Below are 16,880 nucleotides of genomic sequence, written 5' to 3'. Positions count from 1 at the left end.
CATCAACAATGGCTTTGGCTTTTTACGGCCTGTTCACAACAATAGGGTTGATTGTTATTTTTACCTCAGCTGCAGCACTTCTTTCTTTTTGGCCAGGTTGAGGTCGTGATCAAATTTAAAGGCTTGCGAAACCACCAAATGCGACACCAGATAAGCCAGTGTGCTTTCTGCGCCCTGGTTCCGATTTACACCACCCGGATGCAAGCCATCGGCACAGCCCTTGGTTTCTGAATCGTAAAGTGGCATACGCAACGAATTTTCGCCCAAAAACCACAAGTAGCAAGAATACATTTTTTTGAGGTAGTCGTTGTCTTTGGTTACTGCATAAGCCTGACAGTACATCAATACCATGGCCATCAGCTCTATGGCCTGCTGGTCGTACAATGGCATGGTTTTCTGGTCTTTTGCATACCAGCCATCATTGCCAATCGGGTTAATTACGCTGAGGTTAAAAGTAAGTCGCTCCAGGTGCAGCAATGATTCCATCGCAATGGCTTTTGCTTCTTCGTTGCCTGTGATTTCGGTTACATGCAGCAATGCCAGTGGAAACAAGGCGTTGTCGTAAGTCATGTGGTCTTCAAACCAGTGCCAATCCTCGTCTTTGGTATTTTTATAGGCCTTAACGAGCTTTTCTGATAAGCTGTTCAGCTCCTGCATGATACGATCGTCGTAGGGATGGGCTTTCAAATAATAGCTCAGTCCGATAATGGAATTACAAATCCCGCGCAAATGCACCAGCTCTTTTACATGTGGCATGGCTTTAAAAAACAGCTCCTGACTAAATTCGACAAAAGAACGGTTAGGTACGGCGTGGATCAAATAGCCCAAAGCCCAAATGGTACGGCCGAAGGAATCGTCAGAGCCCTTTTCGTCAAGATACTGGCGACTAAAACTCATAAAATTTCTGAAATCGCCATTTTCCAACTGCATATCATGGATGTAGCTCAGGTAAACAGGCATAAGTTGCAAGGCTTCGGCGCTTCCGTTTTCCTGATAGGCCATTACCGCCATGAGCAGGGCCCGGGCGTTGTCGTCTAAACAATAGCCTTCCCTCCGGTTTGGAATGCCATATTTGGCGTGCTGAAAAATACCGGTATCGTCGGTAAGGCGCTTTACATACGCCAAGCTAAACTCAGGCATTAGCCCTGGATCGATAATCTGACGCAGGATTTTATCACTATAATCTGGGTGAATGATGGCTTTTTCGATCAATTGGATATAGGATTGACCGATTTTCGGCCAACGCAGCTGCAATCCGTACTGATAAGCCCTGTTCTTTAGGCTAAGTAGCTGCATAGGAAGCGCAAGCAATTCGTTAACCAATTGCGCCAAGCCTTCATGGTCTTTAAAATTAAAGAGCTTGCCGCGGCCATCGGCCAATAATTCCTGAGCGTGCCAATAAGGCGTTGAAACTACCGCAGCCCCGGCACCTACGGCATAGGAAAGGGTACCGCTGGTAATTTGAGCTTCGTTAAAATACGGGGTAATGTAAATATCGGCTGCCGAAAGGTAGTTGATCAGCTCTTCTTCCATAACAAAGCGGTTCAGGAAAATCAGGTGATCGGCAACGCCCAAATCTTCGGCCAATTTTTTCAAGTATTCGCGATATTCTTCACCAGAATGCTTCAGGATGCCCGGATGGGTATTGCCCAGCACCACATAAGCCACATCGGGATGTTGGGCTACAATTTGGGGCAAGGCCTTGACCACGGTTTCCAATCCTTTGCTCCTGCTGATGAGACCAAAGGTAAGCAACAGGCGTTTGTTTTTTAAAGCGGCCAGTTTCCGTACCGGATTAGGAATTGGCGCTTCCAAATCGGGTACGCCGTGCTCTATAAATTGGATTTTCTCTTTAGGTACCTGATAAATATTGATCAGGAAATTGATGGCTTTTCTGCTCATCACTACAATTTTGGTAGAGCGCTTTGCAATTTCCCTGATAATCGATTTCTGCAGAAAGGTAGGCGTATCAAGCACCGTATGCAGAATAGAAACCAGAGGCTTTTCGAGCTGGTTGATAAAAGGCAGCACATACAGGCCGCTTTCGCCTCCGTAAATGCCAAACTCGTGTTGCAAAATACAGGCGTCAGCATCGCTGGCATTGATAAAGCTGGCTGCCTCGGCATAATCGTTTTGCTGGTTTTGCCTGATTACAAATTTTACTTCTTTAGGGTAGCTGTATTCGTTGGTATCGTCTGAAGAATTAAGCGCTACAACCAAACTGGATTGCGAAAATGTCTGATGGCCCAAATTGGCATTAATGGCTTTGATGAGGTTTTGATTAAAGGTAGCCAGCCCGCATTCTCTTGGTGGATAGGTTGAAATGTATGCTATTTTCATATTCAGAATAAATAATTAGGGTTTAATGGACTTTTTTGGCCAAAAAATGATTGAGAAGCGCGTAGTTTTTGATGGAGCTACTAGAAGAACAAGCAACAGAAAGGCTTTGTTTGGCCATAACCGGCACAAAATGTCTCTTTTTTGGAGTAGAAAAACCACTGTATTCAAGCACGTTAGGCTTAAATTGAAAATAATGCTTGCAAATCAATATTACCCTTACTATATTTGCATCCCGCTAAACAGCAAATGCCCAGATGGCGGAATTGGTAGACGCGCTGGTCTCAAACACCTGTGGGAAACCGTGCCGGTTCGACTCCGGCTCTGGGTACAAAGAAAGCCTGATAAAGGCCTTATCCAGACTTTGAACCATCAAAGTCTGGATTTTTTGTTTTAAATCAATGTTTTTTTTGACACATTGCAGGTGTTCAAAGAACCCCGTTTAAGAATTTCGTAACAACGATGGGCGGAGCTGGAAGTTTTTAACCAGGGCTCAATAAGAGAATTATCTATTGGTTACGCGTACAAGGGAAATTTCAATGAAATATCTATCCGACAAATGGGGTGTTAGTACCTTAGCTAATGCTCTTTTAGTAACCTAAGAGTATCGCTTAATTTGCTTATCCTTTTCGTCCAGATCCGAACCAACATGCAAAGTGGAAATATCACACACACACACACCACTCCAAGCAACATAAGCTTGCCTTGGGTGATATTGACCGTGGATATGAAGAAGTAACCAACTCCGGTGATTAGCATTATTCTTAGCACTATACTTACTCTAGCAAAACGCCTAAGGGAGACAATTCGGTTTTTCAGCGATGAACTTATGTCTAGGCCTGCTATAAGTTCTTTCGACAGTTGATAGCCATAAATATTGCAAATCATTGGGAGAGTCACAGACACTAATAATATAACGTTGGCATGGATCGGTTTTTGGTCGACATCTAAGCCGCTAAAACAAATAATTAGAAACGCTGACCAGCCGAACAATTCTATGCTAAGTTGCTTCCTTAGGCCACTAAGCACGGGGTGGCTTTTCTCTAAGGTCATATCTTTAAGTCTATCAAGCGCTATATTTGGCGTTTCAATGCTTTGCCACTCCTTTCTTAATTCTTCGATTTCCATGGTTTACTTTATTAGTTTCTGCAGTCTTATTTTTATTCTGTTAAGTTTTACGCCAACATTATTTTCGCTGATGCCGAGTATTCCTGCAATTTCCTGATAACTTAATTCATCAAGATACAAGGCAATCAATGCCCGATCAGGTTCACTTAATTGCCTCATACTTTTAAGAAGTTTTTCCTGCCTTTCATTACCTTCATAATTATTGTCTTCGAATTGTACATCCGGAAGATATTCGGCTAGAGTAATATTTGGTTTATTTTTTCTGAATGATGCCATAGCTGTGTTCAGTGCAATGCGATAAAGCCATGTTGAACTTTTAGAACCGCGGAATGATGGATATGACCGCCAAAGCTGAAAAATAACCTCCTGAAAAAGATCTTCCTGGTCTTCAGGGCTATCGCGGTAAATCCGGCACACCTTATGGATAATGCACTGGTTATCCTGTATCATCCTTAGAAATTCCCTTTCGCTCATCCCTAATGTTTGATGTTCTCAATTTTTTCTCCTTTTACAGGAGAATAATCATCCATCACTTTGCCATTGACATAGATGCGCTCAAAGTAACACTTTATTCCAGTTGCTGTATCAAAGCCTGGTCTATCCTGAATATGGAAATGCAAATGCGGTTCAGATGAATTACCCGAGTTGCCACATCGCCCAAGCAATTGTCCCTGTTTTATCACATCGCCCTCTTTTACGTTTACGGTGTTTTGTTTGAAATGGGCAAAAAAGAGATATTCATTATTTGCTGTTTTCAACATAACCGAATTACCTGGTATGTACATGGCGTTTACCTTGCCGGGAATATTATCTGCGACACCATCGACTGCAAGCACCACGGTACCATCGGCTGGAGCCAATATCTTTTCGCCAAACGCGTAGTAGTCGCTATTTGTTCTTCCATCTGTTTTGTAAGAGCGGCCATTCACCCCGTTGATAACGATATCAAATGCGTACTGCTGAAATTTTATGCCATTGTGTAGGTTAAGCGCCTTGGTATCGCCACCCCAAAAGATACTCCACTCGCGACTAAAGGGCAGTGATAATTTGGTCGTATTGCGTTCAACTTTCAACGGAACAACAGTCTCATAGGGCCTAGCGAATAACCCATTGAGTGTGAAAAGACTATCAACGGCTATCCCTATCACAGCCTTCCCCTTATCAAGATCAGTAAGGTAGGTCGTAAATGTATTTTCTAAGGCTATAAATGTGGTGCTTTTTATATTACCATGCTTGCTATGCAGTTGCTGAAGGAAAACCATAGTCCGTTCGGTCGGGAATTTGGATTTTGCTTTTTCATTGAATAAACTGGAAATCTGGTTGTAATAACCTCCATTAAAGTATTCTGTAAACAACTTGATCATAGACTTGGCTTGTGGCGGTTCTTGCTGCGCAATCGCGCTGGTAGTAATCAATACCATTGTCATAAATGATAGCATCTTTTTCGTGAAATTCCTTGCCATAGCCATACTTATTTATGTTTGATGATGTCTATCTCTTTCTTCAGGATCAATATACTGTCACATAATATTTTTTGCTGTCTAAAAATCATTTCAACTTTTCGACTCAGTTCTTGATTTTTTATAGCGATTCGCTTCTCAGGAGAGGAATTGGGCCCGCAAGATGTGGCGCTTATTGAAACAGCCATCAAAAGTAGTAAAGTTCTCATATATGCTTTTTTCAACTATTAGTTGTTTGTTTTTTTTAAAACTTACACAATGAGCAGAATATTTTTTTTACGGTTAGTCGTAAAAGATAATCCCAGCTTGTATTTAGCTTTAGCCTATATTTTAAAAACCGTTTAACCTGAAGTGTCATTTTATAGATTAACAACAATAACTTTCTCAAAAAGAAATATTTACATTAAAAAATGTTCTATTTTTTCACATTTTAAATTTCAATTCAATAACTACATAAATTAGTTCAACTCATAACATTCAAGCCATGAAAATCAAGCACGCTCTATGTACATTTCTAACCATTGGTACCATCAGCCTCCTGTTACTATCCTGTACAAAAAATAACATCGGGGGCAGCATCGAAACCGTTTACAAACAGTTCAAAACCAGCCAAGCCGTTTTAACGGGCGCCGGTATTGATCAAATTTCCTACGCCATAGCCAACCCTTGTCAATTGATTGCAAAATATGATAATCCAAGTACGGGATTGACCAACCAAGTATCGCTGACCGAAGATACGCTACTGAGAACAAGCGAAATCAGAGGGACTGACGGAACTACCGATTTTACAATGAAAATCGACACCAGAAACAAAACATTTACCTTCAGGAGTTCAAAGGGCGATGATTATTCTTTTATTGCCAAAATCCCTAGCGACATTGAAAAATCCATTGCCCAGTTTTATGACACGAGAACGAAACAGTCGGTAAAAAAAGACTGGTTTCTTAGTATCAAGGCTGATTATAAAGCCGCATTATTAGCCCATACGCTGCTTGGCGAACTATACCATAAAAAACTATTCAAAAGCCAAATGGCTATTATCAATGAAAGAGATGCAGAATTAATGCTTAGAGAAAAGGTACTGGAATTTTCACAGTCCAAAACCAGCAAGGGCAAGCTCATGCTCGAAGCCCCTGGCGGGAAGTGCGAAATACAATGCAAAACAGATCTGTATTACAACTGGTGGTCTTCACAGGCCTGTAACGAAGCCTACAATGCCATAGCCTCGGCATGCAGCAATAGCCAATGCATTGGTGATTGTGGCGTAAGGTCTTGCGATTGCTTTGGCGTAGCTGGCGATTTCGCCGTGATATGCAGGGCTTTCTCAAAAGCATGCGGAGAAATGCCTTTGGCAGTCAATTAGTTATGTCAAAAAATGATTATTCAAATGACGCTTTCCAAATTATTTACTGTAATTTTATTCCCTATTGTTATTTCCTCGTGCAACTATAGCAGCCAAAAAACCGATGCACAGCCATTAAAGGCTGACATCAGCTTTCAAAGCAAGACTTTCGAATTTGGCACTGTATTGGAAGGGAAAATTGTAGAGGCACATTATATATTTACAAACAAGAGCAATGTGCCGCTAATTTTATACGATGTGAAGCCATCATGTGGGTGTACTATTATCAATTGGAACAGCAAGCCTATCAAACCCAATAAAAGCGACACGATAAAAGTAAGATTTGACAGTAGGCATAAGATCGGATTACAAAAGAAGTTTATATCCGTGTTTTCAAACACCAAAGAATATCTTACGTTGCTTAGCCTGGAAGGGAATGTAACGATAAACCACAAAACAATTTAGCTATGGGTTTAGAAGAAATATTTTTACTTGGAATTGCATTAGTGCTACCGGCTTTATCGCTGATTGATTTATCAAGGGATAAAGCCATGAAAAACCACCAAATCATTTGGACGCTCCTCATAGTTCTCCTGCCATTTTTTGGGCCTATTGCCTACCTCATCTACAGCAGGTACGTTTTTCTTTTCCGTACCAAAGCCCAATAGCAGCTTTTGCGGAGGTAAGCTGGATTAAACAAAAAGGGCGCTACCCAAAGCAACGCCCCTTATTGATTTTCTTTGATGAACTTCATTATTTGTTGGTGCAGAACTCGAGTCAGCAAACAAGAGGTATTCCCTACTTACTGCTTCACGATTTTGAATTCCGTCCTTCTGTTCAACTGGTGTTCTGCCTCCGTACATTTCACCCCTTTTTTACAGCCATTGAGCAATTGGCTTGCGCCATAACCCCGCGCAAAAATCCTGTTTGGAGAAATACCCCGATCAACAATATACCTCACCGCAGCATCCGCCCGTCGCTGCGACAGTGCCAAATTGTACTGGTCGTTGCCTCTACTGTCAGTATGACTACCCAGTTCGATCCAAATTGTAGGATTCTCTTTCATGATCTTTACCAGTTTGTCTAATTCTATGGAGGCTTCTGCCCGGATATTCGATTTGTCAAAATCGTAATAGATATTCTCGAGCTTAATAGCCTTATTAATTGTTACATGCACCAGCAATAGATCTTTTTTCACGGTAGACGCCACTAATCCATCTGTAGAGATCGAGGCATTATCGCCTATGTAGTCTGTTTTCTCGCCAGAAAGGCTGTAAGAATTGCCTTTTTGTAAATCAAATCCAAAATGGCCTGTACTATCCGTTTGCACTTTCACAGGCGAAGTTTTTGTGCCCGACAGGGTGACAATGGTATTGGCCAATGGCCAACCCGAAACCTTATCCAATGCCCTGCCCACCAGCCTTAGTCCAGAGGGCTGCTCTTGCTCGATGAAGCTATAGATATCGTCGCTACCTGCGCCACCTGGGCGGTTTGAGCTTAAATAACCTTGAAATTGGCTTGTTTTGACATAAGCAAAATCGTCTTGTGGCGAATTGAGTGGATAGCCCAAATTCTTCACTTCTACCGACTTCCCGTTAACCATCCGGGCCACAAATATGTCGAGCCCTCCCATTCCCACAAAGCCATCGCTACTGAAGTACAGATAACCTTGCTCATCGAAGAAAGGCGTACGCTCATTGCCCGCAGTATTGATCTCTTCCAGGTTAACTGGACTGCCCCAGTTGCCTGCTTCGTTTCTCCAGCATACATAAATATCGGTACCACCAAGCCCTCCGGGCCTGTCGGCAACAAAATACAGACGCTTGCCGTCGCGCGTAACAAAAGGATCGCCCATTGAGTAGGCATTGCTATCGTTGTATGGAAAAGCCTCGGGAGTCAACCATTTGCCATCGCTTCCTTTCCTGCTCGAGTATATTCCAATATTGGCCGTTGCAAGGCCACCTTTTTCGAAAACCGGTTTTGATGATATCCGCGTTAAAGTAAAGTACATTTCGTTGCCATCGTCGGTAAAAGTTGCAGGCCCTAAGTGATAATTGCTGGCTGTTGCTAATGGAAAAAGCGAAATACTGTCTTTGGTATTGCTTACATAAAGTCTTAAGTAGGCATTGCCGGTCCAGCCGTAAACTGCTCTATCAGGCAGTTCATAGCCATCAAACTTCAAAAATGGCCGTCCCTGAACAGCTTTTTTTTCTATCGCGCGACTTCTATCTGAAGCAAAAGTTATTGCTCCTTGATACAAGCCGACACCCCAATCTGATGTAGGGGAATTGAACTTATGCCTATTTTCGACATTGATTTTTTGGGGATTCGCCATCCAATGCATGGCCGAATCGCAACTCATCAACCATGTTTCCAGTTGGCCGACCTTTAGGCTTTTTTCCAAACCGGCGTATTTCCGGTAGGTTATCTTGGCCTCTGCATATTTAGCATTCTGTTGTAATGCCTTTGCATAGGCCAATACATTTGCTGGCTTGCTATCCGTTTTATTCGCTGCGATTGCGCACCAGCTTTCGGCCTGTGCAAAATTGCGCAAGCGCGTATAACAATCGGCCAAGCGCTCGGCCACCCCTATCGAGGGCTTTTTATGATAGGCCTGTTCGTAGAAGCCAATCGCTTTTTCGTAATTGAATAGTTTATACTGTTCGTCTGCTTCTTTCAGCACATATTGTGCTTGGCAAGTTGTGGTGGCCAGCAAAGCAACCGCCAGTACCAGTCGTATTTTGTTGTATTTCATGCTCATTGGATTAGTCAAGACACCACAGCCGGTTTAGAAATATCGCGGACTCAGCATCCTGATATGCTTTCTCTGAAAAAAATAGCCAATAGACAATTCGTGGGTGCCACCACTATAGCCTTGGAGTGGGCCAATCGAAAAATCGTAGGCATAGCCCAGTCTAAAACTTCTATTTGGAAAAAACTGAATAGCTCCTACGGCAGTATTGAGTTGCGAGAGATTCTTTGGCAGATAATTCTTGTTGTACAGTTTCACTCCTGTGCGATAGCTGCCTCCGATCCAGAATTTTTCTGAAATAATCAGGAAGGCATTAATGTCCAAACTTGTGGGACCACCTCTGTCATCCTTCAGCAGGAAAGAAGGCTTGAGTTGAAAGTCGTATGACAGGGGCACCAACATACCTGCCGTAAGATAGTAATGGGGCTTGGGCTTCGGGATAAAGGCATACCGGTTTACATCGATATACTGCGAAACGAGATTATCGGCACTAAAACCCGCATAAAACCTTTCATTGGCAAAGAAAACGCCTGCTCGCGCATCGGGAACTATGGTGGTTTGCATTCCTACAGGCTGGTCTATTTCCGGATTATTAGGTGTAAGTCGAGCACCATCAACACCAAGCTGCACTGCTCCAATTCCTATGCCCAAGGCCAGGCGAGAGGTGCCCTCCTCATTAAATTTGATGCGATAGGCATAATTGCCATAAATGGCATCGTTGCGTTGCGAACCCAAACGGTCGCTTGTTGCCTGCAAGGCAAGCCCAACGTTGCCATCATTCGCAATCGCATCAATAGCCATACACATGGTTCTTGGCGCACCGGTAATCCCCGTCCACTGCGTACGGTAAAACGCATGCAGGTTCAATTGTTCCCGGTACCCGGCATAAGCCGGATTGATGTAGATGCCATTGAACATATACTGGCTGAACTGTGCATCTTGTTGCCCATAGCATACTTGGCACAGGGTCTGTAACCATATGATCCATAAAAGTTTTTTCATTTTATTCTGTTCGTTTGCTGGTCTGTTATTTTTTAAAAGCCCTTACCATCATGACATCGCCTTTGAATATCTGCCAATCAGACGACTTGGTTTCTTTTACGCGGAGCAGGTAGTAATAAGTTCCTTCGTTAAGTCCTTCTCCACTCCAATTATTGCGGTAGTTCGAGGCGCGGTATACCTCGTTGCCCCACCTGTTTACAATTACAAGCTCATTCTCAGCAAAAAGCTCCAAACCTTTGATTTCGAATGTATCGTTGTTGCCATCGCCGTTAGGCGTAAAAACATTGGGGATGAAGAGATCTGAACCTGATACTGAAAGCTTGGTAAAATAACTTCCATTAGCTGTACCGTTAGCACTCGGAACGATACTGTTTCTGGCATGCACCCCGATCGATGGGCTTGTTCCTTTCAGGTAATCCCACCTATTAGCTCCAGCATACCTGGCTATGGCAGCATTGGCATCGAAGAACAGTTGGCCGTTGGTATTGGGATTATGTTGCAACGTCATATCGATGCCAGCTTGAGGCGCACCATAAACATGCCATATACGGTCCATGCCCAGTTGCGGTTTTGGCACCACAGGCCCTGCCGACCGGTAGTTCTGTACGCCTACATATAACCGTGCATCTGAAGAGCTTGCCAAGGTTGCCGGCGTGTAATCTCCTTCGGCAATACCCAAGGGAAAAACAAAGCTATTAGCACCCGAATAGTTCTTGATGATATGTCCCGCAACGTTATTGCCTGTTACTACCATTCGGTCTTTCGAATAGTTCATTATTTTTCCATCGGTACCGAATTCCAGGTTATGTCCATTGAGCAGGATATCGGCTCGATCTACCGAGAGATCCAAAATGTCGTTGGTACGAAGAGTTGCCGACAGCGCACCAACAGGATTGGCGGTACCAAAGCCCGGATCGGAAACATCATCAAGCACCATGTTTTCGGGATTTCGATGCTCCATCAACAAGGCGATAAAATTGCCATTATTACCGTCTATTACTGTTGCCTGAGCACCCGAACCATTGTAATACGGACTGCTCGCAGGGTTGTAAATTACAATCTTGCCCTTGCCACTGATATTGGCCGTAGGTGCTATCCAAATATAACGGCTCCAAATTTCCAAGGTACCGTCAATTGTCCAATTGCTGCCTGGGCCAAAGCAGGTAGTTTCGGCAAAACACTGCTTCACAGTTCCTGTGGCTACATTAACCGTACTGCGCTGTCCAGGAACTATCGCCCCTTCAACGCTCTTACTACCGGCACCTGTTTGGGCATTCGAAACGAAGCTGGCGACCAGCAATAAAATGGCAAAAAACGCCCTCAATAATGATTTTTTCATTCTTTTCATTGATTTAAGGGCCAAAACTTAAAGGTAAATAGTCTATGTTATTTGAAAAGTTCGTTTCATTAACAGCATGATCGACACTGAAATATATATCAACGGGATCGCCAAAGTTGCCCAGGTTCCAATTAATGTTCAGGCCTATTGTTGCCGAGCCGCCAACCGGAATTACCACACCTGGCTTTGAAGTGAAAACGAAGATCCCATGGATGATATCTGCAGTTATTGTCCAATTTGTGTTCTCGACTGCAAAATTAACCACGGGACCAGCAGCGGACTTAATATTAACTGATGTAGCATTGGGGTCGAAAGCCAGGTCTAGAAGCTGAGGGGGAGCAATTGCAAGATTAAAGCTTACCGTACCTGAGGTAGGCGCCTGCCCTATATTCCTAATCTTCACTCCCATGCCTGTAGGGCCATAGGGTGGAAAAGCGGATTTTCCAAAAATGAACTGGGGCGCTAAGTCGGGAGCCAAGGCTTTTCTCTTCCAAAAGAAAGGTGTACCTGGCACTTGCGCTTCAACGGCCATACTTGCCAATAACAGCAACACGATATATAATATATGTTTTCTAATGATTTCCATGGTTTGGCTAAAAAATATTTTTAGTAATTAATATCCTGCTATCCAGCTCATATATACATCGGTACCCATTACAATTAGGGTATAAACCGAATGTTTATTGGCAACCGAAGGGCCATGATCGGTTGGCAAATGGATCGTATAACCAGTGGCCGTAAAAGCAGCTGTACCGGCATCGTTTCCTTTTAAAGCCAGGGTATACGTACCACCGTCTTTTAAATTGGTTAAATCAAAAGTGTTTGCTCGGTTAGCGGTTGAATAAGCTAGGTTGCTTCTGGAAAAATCGATGGTGGTACTATTGGCCGCATCATAAGAGGATAGGTTGTTGGCCGAACCATTTACAGTTAATGCGGAGTTTGGCACTGCAGTTTGAATACCGGTATTACCATTTTTAAGCACAGTTAAAGCATTTGCAGGGTTGGCCGCATCAGCTCCGTTGCCAATTTGGAACAAGGCATCAGTAGCTACCCAATTATTGGCATCTCCGGTGGTAATGGCATTAAAACGGCCTAATACAAATTCTACATTTGAAGTAGCCTTAAGGTTAGTGCCCAAAGCAACCGATGTTTGGCCACTTGCCATATTACTGCCACCAATAGCCAAAGAAAGTGGTCCCGAAGCTACATTTGCTACACCCAAAGTTGCCGAGTATTGGCCACTCGAGGTGTTACTTTGTCCAATGCCAATGGCATATTGGCCACTTACGGTGTTGCCCTGCCCAATAGCCGCACTATAGGCCCCGGTGTTGGCAATATTATTCTCGCTGCCTATGCCTATGCTATAATTGGCATCTATCGTATTATTGTATCCGATGGCGGCCGCATCGCTTGTAATTTTGTTAAGATAACCTACGGCGATGCCAAAATTAGGACCTGCAACATCGTTCTCTCTACCCAAAGCTACATTACCTATGCCGGCCACCCTGTTGTTAATGCCCGCGGCAAAAGCGGCTTGACCAAGTACCCTGTTGCCTAAACCAAAAGCGGCAGAGTTTACTCCAACAGCCGAGGTTCCATCTATTTCTTGGGCATGGGGAGTACCTCCGCGTACAGCACCCCTCACATCTAACCTGGCAATGGGCTTGCTAGCCATAAAATCGCCTAGGCCTACATTGCCGTCTTGGTAAATGTTTTGGATGTTTGTAGTGGCAGGATTGGTAGTGTTTTCAATGCGCTAAGGCTCTGGTGCCAATACCGAAGCGTCTTTCCAAGAAAGCTGTGCTTCCGAGCCTGCGCCATCGGTGGTTAGCACCTGATTGGCCGTGCCATTGTCACGGGGGAATATGTAATTACCTTCTACTCCTCCAAAAGGCTTTTGATAGATAAAATTCACACCTTTAGCGCTGGCTACGTTCATTGTGGTGCTTTGCTGGTTAGTCAAGTTGATGGTATTGACCCCAAAACTTGCCGTTAGCGAAAGTGCGGCCGAGTTGTTCTGGTCGGTAGAGGTGGCCAGCAAACCAACATTGCCATTTTGTACAAGGGCCGAAGTTCCGTTTGGGGTTCTGGATAGTAGCGAATTTCCACCTGCACTAATTCCCAGTACACCAACTTCTGGGGCTGTTGCAAAATTGGGATCATTGGCCACAGAAATAAAATTTGCACCACCTCCAACCAGCGTGTTGTTGGTTTCCATGTTATAATAGTATCCATCTGCGGCTTGAACCGATGTCTTGAAATCGCCTTTTACCTCCAGTTTTTTGGCAGATGTAGTGTTGGTAAAATCACCTAGGGCCAGATTGCTGTTCAGGTAGGCGGGTACGTTGTTGGCTGTAGCCTTGTTAGTAGTACCTTGCACCTGTAAGGGTTCTGGTGCCAATGCCGAAGCATCTTTCCAGGAAAGTTGCGCTTCCGAGCCTGCGCCATCGGTGGTTAGCACCTGATTGGCCGTACCATTGTTGCGGGGAAAAACGTAATTGGCCTCTTGAGTGTTTGTGGTAACGTCTTTATACAAGAAGTTCAAACCATAAACAGCACCTAAGTTTAGTGATGCGCTCTTGGTTGCGCCTGCATTATTGAGGCTAATATCCTGCGAGAAAACAGTAAGGTTGGAGATATTAGGACCGTTGGTGCTATAGGTATTCAGTCCGGCGCCATCAAGCGTAAGCCTATTGGTATAAGTAGGTGTTTTTGCCGTTAAATTAACCTGTGTCTTGTCAATGTTCAACTCTCCTTTTACGGTTGCCTGTGTCGCATCGGCATTATCGCCTACAGAAAGCGTACTTACCAGGTTGCCGTTCATGCTTGCATTGGTTTCCAGCTTGTGGTAAGTTCCGTCAGTGGCCTGGGCAAGTGTCCTTAAATCACCTTTTACCTCCAGTTTTTTGGCAGATGTAGTGTTGGTAAAATCACCTAGGGCCAAATTGCTGTTCAGGTAGGCGGGCATGTTGTTGGCCGTGGCCTTGTTGGTCGTGCCCTGTACCTGCAAGGGCTCTATGGTCAATGCGGTTTGATCGAGTTGTCTTAACACGCCATTGGCGTCTGCCGTCACAATCTTATCCGTCGACGCTCCTGCTTGCAGGCCTGCCACAGCCAGTGTTTTGTTTGCGTCGGTAGTAATGGTAGTTGCCCCGGTTAAGGTTCCGCCCAACTGGATGTTGTTGGCGCTTTGGGTCAAACCGTTGTCGGCTGTTATCGTTGCGGGCGCAGCACCAATCATCAGTTGGCCATTGGCATCGGCTACAACTGGCCTATTGCCTGCAGTCACCGCAGCTCCAGTAGCCAAATCGGCAATCTTCAGAGTACTGTTAATTGTGAGTTTCCTGCCAGCAAAATCGCCATCAATGAGTGGATTGTTCGTATTGCTATTATCGATCATTAAACGGTTGTCGCCAGTTTGGTTATAACCGGCCTGATAGCCCAAAACCACATTGCCCGAACCTTGCAAATTACCACCTGCCTGACGGCCAATAGCGGTATTATTATTCCCATTAAGGTTGGTCGCCAGCGTTTGAGTGCCGACACCGACATTGTTATTGCCACCATTGAGTGTAACTAACGAGTTCCATCCAACTGCTGTATTATGCAAACCCGTTGTATTTAGCCCCAATGCATTGCGGCCTATACCAATATTATACTGACCAACGGTGTTGTCTCTCAAGGCATTCGAGCCAATGGCCACATTAAATGCACCAGATGTATTTTTGCTTATGGCATCCTTGCCGATGGCAACGATATCTGAACCCGACCCTACGCTTGTGCCATTCGAACCTACACCGGCATCTTGCGTCAGGTGATTGTTAACGTCTACCAAACGTAAATCTTGTACAAAATTGGAGGCTGCCATTGTCCTTAATTCACCCCCTGCCCCATTGGCCACCAAAATCTGGTCGGCCGTTGTTCCTGTTGCAGGCAAGCCCGTAATAGCCAGCGGGTTCGCGCCTAAAGCAATGGTGGTAGGCTTCAGCAAGGTGCCGCCCAACTGTACTTCACCCGTAGCCGCATCAACGCCCAATCCGTTTGAAGCCTTTGCCTTCAATGCTCCGATGTTTACCGTTTTGGTATTGCCACGTTCTAAAACCAGCGTTAATTCGCCGGTTACGTTATCAAAATTAAAACTGGAAATGGTTTGATTATCTGTATTAACAACAGTATTGTTTATAATATAGGGATCAGCAGCCGTACCGCTACCGTTGATGTTTATTCCTATACCTGCTTGGGTAATACCCCCTATACCTGGGGTACCTGGAGGGCCCGAGTTGCCATCCTCTCCTTTATCCCCTTTTGAACCTGCCGGACCTGTATCACCCTTATCGCCTTTAGGACCCTGTGCACCAGCCGGACCCGTCAAACCAATTGGACCTTGTGCGCCTGCAGCACCAGTCAAGCCTATCGGCCCTTGGGCACCAGTTAAGCCTGCATCACCCTTGTCGCCTTTAGGGCCCTGTGCACCAGCCGGACCCGTTAAACCAATTGGACCCTGTGCGCCTGTAGCACCAGTCAAGCCTATGGGTCCTTGGGCACCAGTTAAGCCTGCATCACCCTTGTCGCCTTTAGGGCCCTGTGCACCAGCCGGACCCGTTAAACCAATTGGACCCTGTGCGCCTGTAGCACCAGTCAAGCCTATGGGTCCTTGGGCACCAGTTAAGCCTGCATCACCCTTGTCGCCTTTAGGGCCCGGCGTGCCACTCATATTTGTCCATGTTTGAGTAGCAGGATTGTATATCCATGTACCACTATCGTTTATGACGATGTTAGTTCCAGCCCCTGGGCCACCAGGCTGTCCAGGAATTCCCGGCTGACCTGTTTTGCCAGGCTGGCTTTCGATCAATATGTTGCCGGCATCGCCTTTTAGGCCTTTGGCAGAAACCCATCTAAGCCCATCGTTATAATAGATGCCTGGAGTTACATCGCCGGCCGTGGCTATGTTGTACACCATCATACCGGCTACGTGAGCGGATAATGGACTGGCATCGGTTGTGGCTTTAAGCGATACCCGCGTGAACAGCAGGCCTTTGCTTATACTTTCAAGTTCGAGAATGGCATCCTTATTGGACAGGTTATTGCCCGCAACACTGCCGTCTTTTATCTTTTCCTGCGAGAACGCGATAAAAGACATCAACATCAAACCAACTGTGATTTGTAAAATTTTCCCCATAATATATATTTGTTTCTAAGTAAACTCTGATTTAAAACAGGGAAGTTTTCTGTACTTACACAAAACAAAATCCAAAAAAGCAAACAACTGGTAACCAAACAGATAACAAATAAAATTATTATAACAAGGGCATATCCCTCAACAGCCCGTGGTGCTTATTCCGCAAAAGCACTACACAAGACAGTTTCAAGACTAGGGTACTGTTAAGGGGTATTGGAGGGGAAAATTTGGCAAAATCTAAACATCACACAAAACAAAGCCCAAGAAACAACACATTAGCAATCAATGCATTGCAAAAAAAAGCTAAAATAATCAATGCTATCTTTCTACAAATCGGATAG

Annotated in this window: 13 protein-coding genes and 1 tRNA gene; 4 read left to right on the top strand and 10 right to left on the bottom strand. The window is 44.6% G+C overall.

What is annotated here, in order from left to right; translation table 11 throughout:
• Nucleotides 1-60: 60 nt before the first annotated feature.
• On the bottom strand, nt 61-2,340 hold the full coding sequence (locus AC6H1S_RS05845; protein WP_497565492.1) for a glycosyltransferase family 4 protein: 2,280 nt from the start codon (nt 2,338-2,340) through the stop codon (nt 61-63).
• Nucleotides 2,341-2,588: 248 nt separating this feature from the next.
• Here AC6H1S_RS05845 and AC6H1S_RS05840 point away from each other — a divergent pair.
• A tRNA-Leu gene (locus tag AC6H1S_RS05840) sits at nt 2,589-2,668 on the top strand.
• 248 nt (nt 2,669-2,916) lie between these two features.
• Here AC6H1S_RS05840 and AC6H1S_RS05835 read toward each other — a convergent pair.
• From AC6H1S_RS05835 to AC6H1S_RS05825, 3 genes are read right to left on the bottom strand one after another with little or no spacing between them, the layout of a single operon-like run.
• The gene (locus tag AC6H1S_RS05835) at nt 2,917-3,465 is read right to left on the bottom strand and encodes a hypothetical protein (RefSeq protein ID WP_497565491.1); all 549 of its coding nucleotides are present in this window, start codon (nt 3,463-3,465) and stop codon (nt 2,917-2,919) included.
• Nucleotides 3,466-3,468: 3 nt separating this feature from the next.
• A complete protein-coding gene (locus AC6H1S_RS05830) occupies nt 3,469-3,939 on the bottom strand; it encodes an RNA polymerase sigma factor (protein WP_497565490.1) in 471 nt (156 codons plus the stop codon).
• Nucleotides 3,940-3,941: 2 nt separating this feature from the next.
• Nucleotides 3,942-4,928: a M23 family metallopeptidase gene (locus tag AC6H1S_RS05825; RefSeq protein ID WP_497565489.1), complete on the bottom strand. Its 987-nt coding sequence runs from the start codon at nt 4,926-4,928 to the stop codon at nt 3,942-3,944.
• Between the two features lie 481 nt (nt 4,929-5,409).
• On the opposite strand from AC6H1S_RS05825, the gene AC6H1S_RS05820 reads away from it, so the two are divergent.
• Genes AC6H1S_RS05820 through AC6H1S_RS05810 form a run of 3 tightly spaced genes read left to right on the top strand, consistent with a single transcriptional unit; the run spans nt 5,410 to nt 6,935 of the window.
• Complete coding sequence (locus AC6H1S_RS05820; protein ID WP_497565488.1) at nt 5,410-6,288, top strand: hypothetical protein; 879 nt, start codon at nt 5,410-5,412, stop codon at nt 6,286-6,288.
• Between the two features lie 12 nt (nt 6,289-6,300).
• Nucleotides 6,301-6,732, top strand: a complete 432-nt coding sequence (locus tag AC6H1S_RS05815; RefSeq protein ID WP_497565487.1) for a DUF1573 domain-containing protein — start codon at nt 6,301-6,303, stop codon at nt 6,730-6,732.
• A gap of 2 nt (nt 6,733-6,734) precedes the next feature.
• On the top strand, nt 6,735-6,935 hold the full coding sequence (locus AC6H1S_RS05810) for a PLDc N-terminal domain-containing protein (protein ID WP_497565486.1): 201 nt from the start codon (nt 6,735-6,737) through the stop codon (nt 6,933-6,935).
• A gap of 134 nt (nt 6,936-7,069) precedes the next feature.
• On the opposite strand, the gene AC6H1S_RS05805 is transcribed toward AC6H1S_RS05810, so the two are convergent.
• The 6 genes from AC6H1S_RS05805 to AC6H1S_RS05780 form a co-directional block, all read right to left on the bottom strand.
• Nucleotides 7,070-9,022, bottom strand: a complete 1,953-nt coding sequence (locus AC6H1S_RS05805) for an OmpA family protein (RefSeq protein ID WP_497565485.1) — start codon at nt 9,020-9,022, stop codon at nt 7,070-7,072.
• 33 nt (nt 9,023-9,055) lie between these two features.
• Nucleotides 9,056-10,021 carry a PorP/SprF family type IX secretion system membrane protein gene (locus tag AC6H1S_RS05800; protein WP_497565484.1) on the bottom strand — a complete coding sequence of 322 codons (966 nt, stop codon included), beginning with the start codon at nt 10,019-10,021 and terminating at the stop codon, nt 9,056-9,058.
• A 25-nt stretch (nt 10,022-10,046) separates the two neighbouring features.
• A complete protein-coding gene (locus AC6H1S_RS05795; protein ID WP_497565483.1) occupies nt 10,047-11,360 on the bottom strand; it encodes a T9SS type B sorting domain-containing protein in 1,314 nt (437 codons plus the stop codon).
• A 13-nt stretch (nt 11,361-11,373) separates the two neighbouring features.
• Nucleotides 11,374-11,946, bottom strand: a complete 573-nt coding sequence (locus tag AC6H1S_RS05790) for a hypothetical protein (RefSeq protein ID WP_199141591.1) — start codon at nt 11,944-11,946, stop codon at nt 11,374-11,376.
• Nucleotides 11,947-11,973: 27 nt separating this feature from the next.
• Entirely contained in the window at nt 11,974-13,035 is a 1,062-nt protein-coding gene (locus tag AC6H1S_RS05785; RefSeq protein ID WP_497565482.1) for a hypothetical protein, read from the bottom strand.
• A gap of 81 nt (nt 13,036-13,116) precedes the next feature.
• On the bottom strand, nt 13,117-16,539 hold the full coding sequence (locus AC6H1S_RS05780; RefSeq protein ID WP_497565481.1) for a beta strand repeat-containing protein: 3,423 nt from the start codon (nt 16,537-16,539) through the stop codon (nt 13,117-13,119).
• Between the last annotated feature and the right edge of the window lie 341 nt (nt 16,540-16,880).

This window comes from Pedobacter sp. TM02 (genome assembly GCF_059705275.1).
The sequence above is the reverse complement of the archived record's forward strand: the minus strand, read 5'-3'. Positions and strand labels throughout refer to the sequence as shown.

Coding starts and splice junctions, on each gene's coding strand:
- AC6H1S_RS05845 (WP_497565492.1), bottom strand. CDS start 2,340: ATGAAAATAGCATACATTTCAACCTATCCACCAAGAGAATGCGGGCTG.
- AC6H1S_RS05835 (WP_497565491.1), bottom strand. CDS start 3,465: ATGGAAATCGAAGAATTAAGAAAGGAGTGGCAAAGCATTGAAACGCCA.
- AC6H1S_RS05830 (WP_497565490.1), bottom strand. CDS start 3,939: ATGAGCGAAAGGGAATTTCTAAGGATGATACAGGATAACCAGTGCATT.
- AC6H1S_RS05825 (WP_497565489.1), bottom strand. CDS start 4,928: ATGGCAAGGAATTTCACGAAAAAGATGCTATCATTTATGACAATGGTA.
- AC6H1S_RS05820 (WP_497565488.1), top strand. CDS start 5,410: ATGAAAATCAAGCACGCTCTATGTACATTTCTAACCATTGGTACCATC.
- AC6H1S_RS05815 (WP_497565487.1), top strand. CDS start 6,301: ATGATTATTCAAATGACGCTTTCCAAATTATTTACTGTAATTTTATTC.
- AC6H1S_RS05810 (WP_497565486.1), top strand. CDS start 6,735: ATGGGTTTAGAAGAAATATTTTTACTTGGAATTGCATTAGTGCTACCG.
- AC6H1S_RS05805 (WP_497565485.1), bottom strand. CDS start 9,022: ATGAAATACAACAAAATACGACTGGTACTGGCGGTTGCTTTGCTGGCC.
- AC6H1S_RS05800 (WP_497565484.1), bottom strand. CDS start 10,021: ATGAAAAAACTTTTATGGATCATATGGTTACAGACCCTGTGCCAAGTA.
- AC6H1S_RS05795 (WP_497565483.1), bottom strand. CDS start 11,360: ATGAAAAAATCATTATTGAGGGCGTTTTTTGCCATTTTATTGCTGGTC.
- AC6H1S_RS05790 (WP_199141591.1), bottom strand. CDS start 11,946: ATGGAAATCATTAGAAAACATATATTATATATCGTGTTGCTGTTATTG.
- AC6H1S_RS05785 (WP_497565482.1), bottom strand. CDS start 13,035: ATGGCTAGCAAGCCCATTGCCAGGTTAGATGTGAGGGGTGCTGTACGC.
- AC6H1S_RS05780 (WP_497565481.1), bottom strand. CDS start 16,539: ATGGGGAAAATTTTACAAATCACAGTTGGTTTGATGTTGATGTCTTTT.